Source organism: Litorihabitans aurantiacus (assembly GCF_030161595.1).
Classification (GTDB): Bacteria; Actinomycetota; Actinomycetes; order Actinomycetales; family Beutenbergiaceae; genus Litorihabitans; species Litorihabitans aurantiacus.
The window spans coordinates 809,086-821,697 of record NZ_BSUM01000001.1 but is presented as its reverse complement, the minus strand read 5'-3'; the positions used below and the strand labels follow the sequence as shown (position 1 = coordinate 821,697).

The window sequence follows — 12,612 nt, the reverse complement described above, 5'->3', positions numbered from 1 at the left end:
ACGTGCCCTCCCCCGCCCGCTCCCACGCCGCACCCGCGACCGTCCGCCCGCCGGCGACCGCCGTGACCGCCCCCGAGCACCCCCTCGCCCTGGCGCCCGGCACCTCGCCGGACGACGCCTACGAGGCGTTCGAGGCCTACGCCGCGGGCCGGGGTGTGACCCTCTACCCGCACCAGGAGGAGGCGGCGCTCGCGATCCTCGGGGGTGAGCACGTCGTGCTCGCGACCCCGACGGGCAGCGGCAAGAGCCTCGTGGCGATCGCCGCCCACGCCGCCGCGCTCGCGCGGGGCGCTCGCACGTTCTACACCGCGCCCGTCAAGGCGCTCGTGAGCGAGAAGTTCTTCGACCTCGCGGCCACGTTCGGCGCCGCGAACGTCGGCATGGTCACTGGCGACATCGCGATCAACCCCGGTGCGCCGATCATCTGCTGCACCGCCGAGATCCTCGCGGCGCAGACGCTCCGGGGCCAGCTCGGTGCGACGCCCGCCAACACCGAGAACGACGCCGACCTCGTGGTCGTGGCCGACGAGTTCCACTTCTACGCCGACCCCCAGCGCGGGTCGGCGTGGCAGATCCCGCTGCTCGACCTCCCGGGCGCCCAGTTCGTGCTCCTGTCGGCCACGCTCGGCGACATGAGTGCGATCACCCGCGACCTCACGCGCCGCACGGGCCGCGAGTGCCAGATGATCACGCACGCGCAGCGCCCCGTCCCGCTCACCTTCACCTACTCGCTGCAGCCGCTCACGGAGGTCATCGAGGAGCTCCTGACGACGCAGCGCGCGCCCGTCTACGTCGTGCACTTCACGCAGGCCGCGGCGCTCGAGCGGGCCCAGGCCCTGACCTCGGTCCAGGTCACCTCGCGGCCGCAGCGCGAGGCGATCGCGCAGGCGCTGACCGGCGAGCGCTTCGCGCGCGGGTTCGGCCAGACGCTCTCCCGGCTCCTGCGCCTCGGGATCGGCGTGCACCACGCGGGCATGCTGCCGCGCTACCGCCGGCTCGTGGAGCGCCTCGTGCAGGCGGGGCACCTGCGCGTGGTGTGCGGCACGGACACGCTCGGCGTCGGCGTCAACATGCCGATCCGCACGGTCGTCTTCACGGGTCTGACCAAGTTCGACGGCGTGCGGCAGCGACACCTGAGCGCGCGCGAGTTCCACCAGATCGCCGGGCGCGCCGGTCGCGCCGGCTTCGACACCGTGGGCGACGTCGTCGTGCAGGCACCCGAGCACGTCATCGAGAACGCGAAGGCCCTGGCGAAGGCGGGCGACGACGAGCGCAAGCGCCGCAAGATCGTGCGGAAGAAGGCGCCCGAGGGCCAGGTCAACTGGACGGACAAGACCTTCGAACGCCTGCGCGAGGCGGAGCCCGAGGCGCTGACGTCGCAGTTCCACGTCACGCACGCCATGGTCCTCGGCGTCCTGGCGCGCCCGGGCGACCCCGTCGCGCGGATGTCCGCGCTCATCTCGGGCAGCCACGAGCCCGAGCGTGCCGCCGATCCGCACGTGCGGCGCGCGATCGGCATCTACCGCTCGCTGCGCTCGGCCGGGCTCGTCCAGCACACGCCCCGGCAGTACGTCACGGGCGGCGGACCGACGGTCACGCTCGAGACCGACGTGCCCGACGAGTTCGCGCTCAACTCTCCGCTCGCACCCTTCGCGCTCGCCGCGATGGAGCTCCTGGACCCCGAGGCGGAACCGTTCACGCGCGCCCTCGAGGTGGTCTCCGTGATCGAGGCGACGACGCCGGGTCCCCGCCCCGTCCTGATGGCGCAGCAGCACGCGGCCCGGGGCGAAGCGATCGGCACGATGAAGGCCGACGGACTCGAGTACGACGAGCGCATGGAGCTGCTGGAGGAGGTCACCTACCCGCAGCCGCTGGCCGAGCTGCTCGCCGGCGCGTTCGAGATCTATGCGCGCGCCAACCCGTGGGCGGCCGAGTCCGAGCTCGAGCCCAAGTCCGTGGTGCGCGAGATGATCGAGACCGGCATGACGTTCTCGGAGCTGGTCTCCCGCTACAGCGTCGCCCGCAGCGAGGGCGTGGTCCTGCGCTACCTCACCGACGTGCTGCGCTCGATGCGGCAGATCGTCCCCGCCGAGATGCGCACGGACGAGGTGGAGGACGTGCTCACGTGGCTCGGCGAGCTCGTGCGCCAGGTCGACTCCTCGCTCCTGTCGGAGTGGGAGGCCCTCTCGGGCGCGGCGAGCGACGCCGTCGACGCCGACGGTCTGACCGACGCCGAGCTCGAGGCGGCCGAACGCCGCTTCGGCGACGCCGAGACCCCGCCGCCGTTCACCGCGAACGAGCGCGCGTTCCGCACCGCTGTGCGGGGCGCCGCGTTCCGCCGCGTCGAGCTCCTGGCGCGCGAGCAGTACGCCGCGCTCGGGGCGCTCGACGGCGACGCGGGCTGGGACCCGCAGCGCTGGGCCGACGCCCTCGGGCCCTACTGGACCGAGTACGACGAGATCGGGACCGATGGCGCGGCGCGCTCCGCGTCCCTGCTGCTCGTCGAGCCCGAGGGGCGCACCTGGTACGTCACCCAGATCCTCGCCGATCCCGACGGCGACCGGGACTGGCGCCTCGTGCTCGAGGTCGACCTCGACGCGTGCGACGACCTCGGTGAGGTCGTGGTGCGCCCGGTGTCGCTCGGTCCCCTGTAGATCTAGGCTCGGGTCCGACGACGATCGTGGAGCGGTGAGCATGAGTGCAGGACCTGGCTGGTACCCCGATCCGGGCGACCCGATGCAGCTGCGGTACTACGACGGCGGCGCGTGGACGTCGCACACATCGGCGTCCTCCACCTCGTCGACCGGGGCGCCCTCGTCGACCTCCCCGGGCGGGATCCCGCCGCTGCCCGGCGGCTACGCCTCGTCGTCGTCCTACCCCGGCTACTCCGCCGGGCCCACCGGACACGGCCAGGGTCAGGGGCCGGGACAGTCGCAGCCGACCTACCTCGGTGCGGGTCAGGGCTACGGCCACGCGGCGCCGGGCTACGCGACCGCCCCCGGCTACCCCGTCTCCCCCGACGGCGCCCGCGCCTCCGGAGAGCGGTGGCCGTTCGTCGTCGCGGGAGTCGTGGTGGGTGCCGCGCTGCTCATCGTCGGCGTCGTCGCCTGGGGCGCGTTCTCGCAGGGCTGGTTCGACGGCGGCCCGACGCCGATCGCGTCGCCGACGTCGCAGGCCGACCCGCCCACCATCGTCGACGGCACGTTCGCGGTGGACGGGACCACGATCGTCGACGTCCCGCGCGACACCCTGGTGGAGTCCGTGGTCGACCTCCCGACCGACGGGATCTACCTCATCACGGTCACCTCGACCGACGACTCCGACCCGTTCCTCGCGCTCGAGGCCCCCGACGGCACCTACGCCGAGGCCGACTACGCCCCCGCCCCGGCCGGTTCGCTGGGTCTCGACGGCGACGACGCGGCGCTGGTCGGCTGGTACACGGCCGGACCGCACACGGTCACAGCGTCCGACTACTACGGCGATCCCGCACGGATGGAGGTCACCATCACGAACCTCGGCGAGGGCGACGGCGCGCTCGTCGACGGCGTGACGTCCTCGATCGAGGTGCCGGCGGACGGACTGTGGATCGGCTACCTGGACGTGGCCGACGGCGCGTCCGCCACCCTCGACGCCCGCACCACCAGCGGGGGCGACCTGCGCGCCGCGCTCTCGGCGTGGGACGGTCTCGTCTGGGAGAACGACGACCGTCCGCAGGAGGTGCTCGACGACGTCGGGGGTGACTCGCTCGACCCGTACGTCACGACGGACGTCCTGCTCGAGGAGCGCCTCGTCGTCCTCGTCGGCGACTTCCGCGGCGAGGGCGGGACGGCCGACGTGACCGCCTCCACCCAGCCGTAGGCGAGACTGGGACGGTGGTGACGAAGGAAGCCGGCTGGTACCCCGACCCCCAGGGCCTGTCGCAGGTGCGGTTCTGGGACGGCGACGGCTGGACCGACTACACCCAGCCGTTCGCGCCCGAGGAGGTCGTGCGGCCGGGACCCGCGACCGCGCTCGCGGACTACCCGTACCTCGCGGGTGCCGACCTGCGCTCGGCGAGCGGACCGCGGACGGTCTCGACCTGGACCCCGGCCCCCGTGGCCGCTCCCGCGGGGGTCGCCGCGGGACGGCAGCGGTCGGGGCTGCTGTGGTGGCTCGTGGGCGCCGGCGTCGTCGTGGTGGTCATCATCGCCGTCGCGATCAACGCCCTGATCGACGGCGACCCCGCCACGGGCGGCGGGGGTGGCGCCGACCCCGCACCCTCCTCCACCGCGAGCCTCGAGCCGTTCGCGCCCGGTGACGCGCCGTCCGGCACTGTCCCCGCCGGAGGCTCCTTGACGACCGTGCTCGAGGTCGAGCAGGACGGCGACTACCTCGTGGGGGCGACCGGGTCGAGCGACACCCTCGACGTCGAGATGACGATCACCCCGACCGGCGAGCCCGAGGCCCTGCCGTTCCCCAGCGACCGCGGCTACCAGCTCAGCGATCTGCTGGGCGGTTCGTGGAGCGACCCCGGCTACTGGGTCTGGCTGCCCGCCGGCAGCTACGACCTCGTGCTGACCGAGCGTCGCGGCGAGCAGGTCGACGTCGAGCTGCAGGCCGACGCGGCACCCGAGGTGATCCCCGTGGAGGCGGGCGTGCCCGCGAACGTGAGCATCGGCGCCGACTCCGCGGCGGTGCTCCGGGTCAGCACCGACGCGCCCGTGAGCGCGGTCGTGGACGTGCGGGGCGAGGACGAGGATCTCGACGGCCACCTCAGCTACCTCAGCGGCGACCGGGTGGCGGCCGTCGACGACCGCGGGCCGACCCTCGCCGAGACGGTCGGCGGCACGGAGTACGACCCCTACCTGGAGCTCGACCTCGAGGCCGGCGTGTCCTACCTCGTGCTCGAGGACCTGTACGAACCGACGCCGTCGTTCTCCGTCAGCGTGACCTTCGGCTAGGAGGCGGCAACGCATCATCCTTGACGCATCTCGCAACGGGCATACGATGACTCATTCCTGACGCATACGGCTCCCGACCTGAGATGAATCAGAAATGACGCACTGGTACCGCGCCCGCACCGCGACCGCGCTGGGCAGCGCGCTCGGGCAGATCCGACGGGACTCCGGGCGGGACCAGTCCGAGGCCGCGGCGACGATCTCCTCCTCGCGCGCCACGATCTCGCGCCTGGAACGTGGTGACCCCGTGGCCAGCTCCACCGTGCTCGACCTCCTCGCGGCGTGCGGCTACGAGGCCGTCCTCGTTCCGCGCGGGTCGCGGGTGACGATCGAGTGACCACGCCCCGCGTCCTCCACCTCTGGCTCCAGGGTCGCCACATCGGTGAGATCGAGCGGCTCCGCAGCGGCCGCCCCCGGCTGCGCTTCGACCCCGAGTCCCTGCGCCACTGGGGCGTCGGGGCACGCCCGCTCTCCTACTCGCTACCGCTGACGCCCCGTCGCGTGGAGTCACCGGAGCTGGAGATCTACCTGGACAACCTCCTGCCCGAGGGCGCCTTGCGGACGCAGCTCGAGCGGGAGCACGGGGTCAGGCCGGGGGACGCCCTGGGACTCCTCGCCCACGTCGGTCAGGAGTGCGCCGGCGCCGTCCAGATCACCACGGGCGACGAGCTGCCCGTGCCGCGGCTACGCCCCCTGACGCCCGGCGAGGTCGACCGGATCGTCCTCGACCTCCCGACCCTCACGTCGCCCGACGGCGAGAGCATCACCGCCTCGCTCGGCGGCGTGCAGAGCAAGGTGCTGCTGACCAGGGACGGCGACGGTTGGTCGTGGCCGACGGGGGGCGCGCCGTCGAGCCACCTCCTCAAGCCCGAGCCCGCCGACCCCCGCGCGGCCGTGCCACGGATCATCGAGCTCGAGCACTGGGCGATGCGGGTCGCGGCGCGTGCGGGTCAGGCCGTCGCCCGCACCGAGATCGGCCGTTTCGGCGGACGCCTCACACTCGTGGTGGAACGCTTCGACCGGGAGGACGGCGAACGCTTCCACCAGGAGGATGCGGCCCAGGCTCTCGGGATCCGGCCGGGCGACAAGTACGAGCCCGCCGCGGGCGAGGGTCGGCTGCGACGCCTCGCCACGGGTCCCGGCGCCGAGGCGGAGGATCCCGCGGTGTTCCGCGACGACCTGCTGCGACAGGTGACGTTCCGCCTCCTCGTCGGCGACGGTGACGCCCACGCGAAGAACTACTCCCTGATGAATCGCGACGGCTCGTTCAGCGTCGCACCGGCGTACGACGTCGCCCCGGTCTTCCACGTCGACCCGCGGTTCGGCGACTTCGGGATGAGGGTCGACGGACAGCGCCGTCTGGCACGTCTCGGCCGCGAGCACCTCGTCGCCGAGGCGGAGTCCTGGGGTGTCCCGCGGGGCCGGGCCCGCGACGTCGTGCAGGACGTCGCGGCCTCGGTCCGGTCCGCTCTGGAGTCGACCGCCGACCTCGAGGGGTTCGACCTGGTCGCTCGCGTGCGTGCCCGGGTGGACCAGGTCGCCGACGGGACCTGACGTCCGTCGTCCCTCGCCGGCGGTGTCAGCTCTCGGCCGCGGCCTTCGCCGCCGCCTTCTTGCGCTGCTTGAACTCGCGCACCCGGGCCAGGGAGTCGGCGTCGACCACGTCCGCCACCGAGCGGTACCCCTCGAGGGCGTAGTCGCCGGCGGCCGCCTCCCAGCCCTCGGGTCGGACGCCCAGCTGCTTGGCGAGCAGGGCCACGAAGATCTGGGCCTTCTGCTTCCCGAACCCGGGCAGCTCCTGAACTCGCTTGAGGAGGTCGCGACCGCTCGTGGCCTCGGTCCACAGGCGCGCGACGTCGCCGTCGTACTTCTCCACGACGACGGCGGCGAGCTGCTGGAGCCGCTGGGCCATGGATCCGGGGAACCGGTGGATCGCCGGGGGCTGGCTGCACAGCGCGACGAACTCCTCGGAGTCCGCGGCCGCGATGGCCGCGGGGTCGAGGGTGCCGAACCGGGAGCGCACCTTCCACCCGCCGCGGAACGCGTGCTCCATGCCGTACTGCTGGTCGAGCATCATGCCGATGACGACGGCGAACTCGTCGTCGTCGAGGACGGCGTCGGCCTCGGGCAGGCCCGCGATCTGGAAGGTCATGGGACCCGATTCAACCACTGCGTCGTGGCGAACTTCTGCTGCACCAGGCGCTCCGCCTCGGCCCGCTCGGCGGCCGTGATCCCTCCGGGAGTGGTCTCGTAGCGCGAGGCGAAGTGCGCCAGGAACGCGTCGATGATCTCCTCGCGCGGCAGCCCGGTCTGGCTGCGCAGCGGGTCGACGCGCTTGTTCGCGCTGCGGGTGCCCTTGTCGGACAGCTTCTCCCGGCCGATGCGCAAGACGTCCAGCATGGCGTCGGCGTCGATGTCGTACGCCATCGTCACGTGGTGCAGCACGGCGCCGGAGGCGTAGCGCTTCTGTGCCGCGCCGGCGATCTTGCCCGCGGGCGAGGTGATGTCGTTGAGCGGCACGTAGCTCGCGTGGATCCCGGGTCGCGCAGCGCACCCAGCACCCAGTCGTCGAGGAACGCGTAGCTCTGCTCGAAGCTCAGCCCGTCCACCAGCGAGGCCGGAACCGACAGCGAGTACGTGATCGTGTTGCCCGGCTGGATGAACATCGCGCCACCGCCCGAGACGCGGCGCGTGACCGTCACGCCCTGGCGCTGCGCGCCCTCGGGGTCGATCTCGTTGCGCATCGACTGGAACGAGCCGATCACCACGGTGGTGCGCTCCCACTCCCAGATGCGCAGCGTGGGCCCGCGCGTACCGGCGCCGACGGACTGCGTGAGCACCTCGTCGAGCGCCATGTGCATGAACGGCACCTCGGCCGCGCCGTGGATGACCTCGAAGGTGTGGTCGCCCCAGCTCGTGGAGTGGCCGAGCGCGCGGCGCACGGCGATCGCGACCGCCTCGGGCGAGAAGCCGACCATCGCGACGTCGTCGCCGACCGCGGTCGCCACCGCCGCCGCCATCGTCGCGACGCTCGCGGTGCTCGGGAGACCGACGAGGGCGGCGTTGATCGTGCCGAGCGCCTCGTCGGGCTCGAGGAAGAAGTCGCCGGAGATCGCGACCTCGCTCAGCGTGGCGCCGTCGCCCTCACCGTCCTGCGCCACGTCGGCGACGACGAGCTTGCCGCCGGGGACCTTGTACTCGCCGTGACGGCGCTCCGCGACCATGCCTCCATCCTCGCACCGGGTGGTGGGGTCGGTGGCGGTGGGCCGGGTGGGACAGGGGCGGGCGAGGCGGGTCCGGCCGGATGGGCCGGGTCGGCCGGGGCGTGCGAGGACGGGTCGGGTGAGGCGGAGCGACAGAGTCGGCGGAGCGGCTCAGACGGGCGCGGGCGGAGCGGCTCAGACGGGCGCGGGCGGAGCGGCTCGCCCTCGCTGACGACGGCACAGCCCTCGCCCACGACGGCCGTCCGTATGCTGATCACCCCTCGCTCACAGCGGCTGCGTCTCGCTGGGAGCGGCTGGTGGCGGTGCGCCGGTCCGCCGCAACGCCCTGACCTGCAGCGATGCCAGCGGCTCGGCTCGAGCGGCACCACTGGCCGCTGTCAGCGAGACGCAACCGCTCTCAGCGAGGGGCGCCACGGCTGCCGCACAGCCGTCGTGGGCGAGGGGTGTGCCGTCGTGGGCGAGGGCATCATCGTCGGCGGCGAGAGTGTGTTGCCGCGAGGGGGTGCACCGGGGGACGCTGGGGGCATGGCATGGTTCCGCTGGCGCAAGAACACCCCGAAGGCCGACGAGCAGGAGGCCGACCCGTCGGTCGCGACGCGCGACGACGACGCCGCGCCGTCCGCCGACCACCTCGCAACCACCGGCAGTGATCCGGGAACATCGGCCGAGGCCGCGCCCACCACCCCGGTGGCGCCCGAGCCCGTCGCCCCGACCGAGGTGCCGGAACCGGCGCCCGACGTCGTCCCCGAGCCCGCGCCGTCGACCACGCCGGAGCCGGTACCGGACCGGGCGCCGTTCACCGATCCCTCACCCGAGCCTGGCCCGGCGCCGTTCACCGCGCCAGAGCCCGACCCGTCGACCGAGCCGACGTCAGCGGCGGCGGCGGACCTGAGCACCATCCCGGCGCCCGACCCCGTCACCGACCAGCTCGGCACCGGCGGCACCGTGCAGGTGGCCGAGCCCGCACCCGGCACCGACCAGCCCACGACCAGCGACTCCGGCGGCGTCGAGCAACCCGCCCCGCTGCTGGCCTGGAACCCGAACCTGCGCGGCGTCGTCGTCAAGATCGTGCACACCGCGCCGTCGGCGGCCGGCAGCGCGCAGGACCTGCGCACCGCGCTGGAGACGGGGCTGGCCGCCGCCGTCGGCGAGCACTCCCCCGCGCCGGCCGACGCCGACGCCGAGTACCCGGTCGTCCTCAACGTGACGATCGCCGAGGAGACCGTCGACGCCGAGGTGGCCGACGTGCTCGCCTCCGCGCGCACGCAGCTGGCGCGGAAGGCGACGCGGGTGCGCCTCGTCGTCGACCAGGCACCGCTCGCCGAGATCGCCTGACGCGAACCCGAACGACGCCGGACCCGCTACCGGACCTCGACGCCCCCGGCGACCAGCCCGTACACGATCGCGTCCACCAGCGCCTCGTAGGACGCCTCGAGGATGTTCGCGCCCACACCGACCGTGCTCCACACCTCGGAGCCGTTCGTCGTCTCGATCAGCACCCGCGTGACGGCGTCCGTGCCGTGCGAGGTGTCGAGCAGCCGCACCCGGAAGTCGACGAGCTCGAAACTCTCGATCTCCGGGTAGACGCCCACGAGCGCCTCGCGCAGCGCGTGGTCGAGCGCATTGACCGGACCGTTGCCCTCGCCCGTGCGCACCACCCGCTCGCCCCCGGCGTGCAGCTTGACGGTCGCCTCGCTCTCGCCGTCGCCCCCGACGCGCTCGGAGTAGTTGACCGACGCGCGCCAGGACTCCACCCGGAAGAAGGCGGGCCGTGCGCCGTCGATCTCCTCGCGCAGCATGAGCGCGAAGGACGCGTCGGCGGCGTCGAACGTGTAGCCCTGCGCCTCGGCGTTCTTCACCCGGTCCACCACGCGGGTGAGCAGCTCGGGCTGCCCGGCGAGGTCGAAACCGAGCTCGCGACCCTTGAGCTCGATCGACGCGCGCCCCGCCATATCCGAGACCAGCATCCGCATGTCGTTGCCGACCAGGGTCGGGTCGATGTGCTGGTACATGTCCGGGTCGACCTTGATCGCGCTCGCGTGCAGTCCCGCCTTGTGCGCGAACGCGCTCGCGCCGATATACGGCTGACGGCCGTACGGCGGGATGTTCGTGACCTCGCTGACGGCGTGCGCGATGCGCGTCGACTCCGCCAGCGCGCCGGGCGCGAGGCAGCGTGCGCCGAGCTTGAGCTCGAGGTTGGCGACGACGGCGAGCAGGTCGGCGTTGCCCGTGCGCTCCCCGTAGCCGTTGATCGTGCCCTGGACGTGCCGGGCTCCGGCGACGACGGCGGCGACCGAGTTGGCCACGGCGCAGCCGGAGTCGTTGTGCGCGTGGATCCCGAGGGTGCCACCGGCGCGGGCGGCGACGTCGGACACGATCGCGTGCACCCACTCGGGCAGCATCCCGCCGTTGGTGTCGCAGAGCACGACGTCGGAGGCGCCGGCCGCGAAGGCGGCGTCGACCGCCCCGAGGGCGTAGTCGCGGTCGAAGCGGTAGCCGTCGAAGAAGTGCTCGGCGTCGACGATGACGCGACGGCCCGCCTCGCGCAGGTAGCGCACGGTGTCGGTGATCATCGCGAGGTTCTCCTCGGCCGTCGTGCGCAGCGCGCGCTCCACGTGCCGGACGTCGCTCTTCGCCACGAGCGTGACGATCGGCGCCTCGGAGTCGAGCAGGGCGCGCACCTGGACGTCGTCGTGGACCCGGGCGCCCGCCTTGCGGGTGGCGCCGAACGCCGCGACCTGCGCCCGGGGCAGCTCGAGCTCCTTGCTCACGCGACCGAAGAACTCCGTGTCCTTCGGGATCGCGCCGGGCCAGCCGCCCTCGATGACGGCGACGCCGAGCTCGTCCAGCAGCGGCGCGATCGCCATCTTGTCCGCGACGGTGAGGTTCATGCCCTCCTGCTGCGCGCCGTCGCGCAGGGTGGTGTCGTAGATCTCGACGGTCACGCCGTCGAGCGCGTGGGGCGTCGTCATGATGCTTGCCTGCTTTCACCGCGAGTGTGGGAGTCGGCGTCTCCGGCGTGGGTGGTGCCGGGGGCCCTGCGTCATCCCGTGGATCCCGTCCGCCGTGTCCGGCGAGGCTGACGGGTGGCTCGTCCGGACACGAAAAAGCCTCCCGGGGGTGCGGGAGGCGGCGCGTCCGGGTGGGCCGGACGCGCTAGGTAATGACGAGGGCGGAGTGTGCCACGCAGGCAGTATGCCACAGCGGCCCACCCCGCCCCATGTCCACGGGGGTGCTCAGACGAGACGAGTGAGCCACCCGTGCGCGTCCTCGCGCGTGCCGTACTGGATGCCGGTGAGCTGCGCGTGGACGTCGCGCGTGAGCGAGCCGGCCTCGCCGTCGCCGACCACCAGGTCGAAGTCGGTGCCGGCGAGACGACCGATCGGCGTCACGACGGCGGCCGTCCCGCACGCGAAGATCTCGGCGACGTCACCGGAGCGCACGCCGTCGACCAGCTCGGCCAGCGGGATGTCGCGCTCCGTGACGGTGAGGCCCTGCTCGGCCAGGAGCGTGAGGATCGACGAGCGCGTGACGCCCTCGAGGATCGAGCCCGTCAGGCGCGGCGTGCTCGCCGTACCGTCCCGGTTCACCACGACGACGTTCATGCCGCCGAGCTCCTCGATGTTCTGCTTGGCGCTGTCCAGGAAGAGGATCTGGTCGAAGCCCCGCGCCGCGGCGGTGGCCTGCGGCAGCAGGCTCGCGGCGTAGTTGCCGCCGCACTTGGCGGCGCCGGTCCCCCGGGGGCCGCGCGCGCGTAGTCCTCGCTCACCCAGATGTGCACGGGCGTGATCCCGCGGCTGAAGTACGGCCCGACCGGGGAGGCGATCACGAGGTAGTCGACCTGCGCGGCGGCGCGCACGCCGAGGAACGGCTCCGAGGCGAACATGAACGGCCGCAGGTAGAGGGAGGCGCCGGGGGTGGTCGGCACCCAGTCGACCTCGGTGTGCACGAGCGAGCGGACGGACTCCAGGAAGTCCTCCTCGCTCAGCTGCGGCAGCGCGAGGCGCTCGGCGCTGCGGGCGAAGCGGCGCGCGTTCGCCTCCGGGCGGAAGGCCCAGACCGACCCGTCCTCGTGCGCGTAGGCCTTCAGCCCCTCGAAGACCTCCTGCGCGTAGTGCAGGACGGCGGCGGCCGGGTCGAGCTGGAGCGGGCCGTACGCCTCGATGCGCCGGTCGTGCCAGCCGAGCTCGCTCGTCCACGTGGCGTGGGCCATGTGATCGGTGAACGCGGTGCCGAACTTGAGGTCCGCGAGCACGGCCTCGCGCTCGGTGACGGTGCGGGGGTTCGAGGACGGGCGGATCTCGAACGGTGCGGGTGCAGCGGTGGTGGTCACGAAAGCCTCCTGGATCAGTACGGAGAGAACCTACGCCAAAGGTGGTGGGGGCGACGCCGTCGGGTGCGGGGACGACCGCGCCCCCGGAGCGATCTCCTCGCTCCGGGGGCGCCGGCGT

General features: G+C 73.2%; 8 protein-coding genes and 2 pseudogenes. 6 read left to right on the top strand and 4 right to left on the bottom strand.

Annotated elements, in window-relative coordinates; all coding sequences use genetic code 11:
- Positions 1–2: 2 nt before the first annotated feature.
- The 5 genes from QQK22_RS03790 (at position 3) to QQK22_RS03770 (ending at position 6,491) form a co-directional block, all read left to right on the top strand.
- Complete coding sequence (locus tag QQK22_RS03790; RefSeq protein ID WP_431310124.1) at positions 3–2,654, top strand: DEAD/DEAH box helicase; 2,652 nt, start codon at positions 3–5, stop codon at positions 2,652–2,654.
- Between the two features lie 40 nt (positions 2,655–2,694).
- A complete protein-coding gene (locus QQK22_RS03785; RefSeq protein ID WP_284249532.1) occupies positions 2,695–3,858 on the top strand; it encodes a DUF2510 domain-containing protein in 1,164 nt (387 codons plus the stop codon).
- A 14-nt stretch (positions 3,859–3,872) separates the two neighbouring features.
- Entirely contained in the window at positions 3,873–4,940 is a 1,068-nt protein-coding gene (locus tag QQK22_RS03780) for a DUF2510 domain-containing protein (protein WP_284249531.1), read from the top strand.
- A 94-nt stretch (positions 4,941–5,034) separates the two neighbouring features.
- A complete protein-coding gene (locus tag QQK22_RS03775) occupies positions 5,035–5,274 on the top strand; it encodes a helix-turn-helix domain-containing protein (RefSeq protein ID WP_284249530.1) in 240 nt (79 codons plus the stop codon).
- Positions 5,271–6,491 (top strand): type II toxin-antitoxin system HipA family toxin, encoded by a 1,221-nt coding sequence (locus QQK22_RS03770; RefSeq protein ID WP_284249528.1) that lies wholly within the window; start codon positions 5,271–5,273, stop codon positions 6,489–6,491. The genes QQK22_RS03775 and QQK22_RS03770 overlap by 4 nt, the downstream gene beginning before the upstream one ends.
- Positions 6,492–6,516: 25 nt before the next feature.
- On the opposite strand, the gene QQK22_RS03765 is transcribed toward QQK22_RS03770, so the two are convergent.
- Together QQK22_RS03765 and lplAB are read right to left on the bottom strand one after the other, a co-directional pair.
- Positions 6,517–7,089, bottom strand: coding sequence for an HhH-GPD-type base excision DNA repair protein (locus QQK22_RS03765; RefSeq protein WP_284249526.1), 573 nt, complete (start codon positions 7,087–7,089; stop codon positions 6,517–6,519).
- Positions 7,086–8,161: pseudogene (gene lplAB / locus QQK22_RS03760) on the bottom strand (lipoate-protein ligase LplAB). Before lplAB ends, QQK22_RS03765 begins: the two are co-directional and overlap by 4 nt.
- Positions 8,162–8,686: 525 nt before the next feature.
- Between lplAB and QQK22_RS03755 the strand changes: the two are divergent.
- Positions 8,687–9,496 carry a hypothetical protein gene (locus QQK22_RS03755; protein WP_284249525.1) on the top strand — a complete coding sequence of 270 codons (810 nt, stop codon included), beginning with the start codon at positions 8,687–8,689 and terminating at the stop codon, positions 9,494–9,496.
- A gap of 26 nt (positions 9,497–9,522) precedes the next feature.
- On the opposite strand, the gene cimA is transcribed toward QQK22_RS03755, so the two are convergent.
- Both cimA and QQK22_RS03745 read right to left on the bottom strand, forming a co-directional pair.
- Positions 9,523–11,133 carry a citramalate synthase gene (gene cimA / locus QQK22_RS03750; RefSeq protein WP_284249524.1) on the bottom strand — a complete coding sequence of 537 codons (1,611 nt, stop codon included), beginning with the start codon at positions 11,131–11,133 and terminating at the stop codon, positions 9,523–9,525.
- A gap of 264 nt (positions 11,134–11,397) precedes the next feature.
- Positions 11,398–12,494 (bottom strand): annotated as a pseudogene (locus tag QQK22_RS03745) (branched-chain amino acid aminotransferase).
- Positions 12,495–12,612 lie beyond the last annotated feature (118 nt).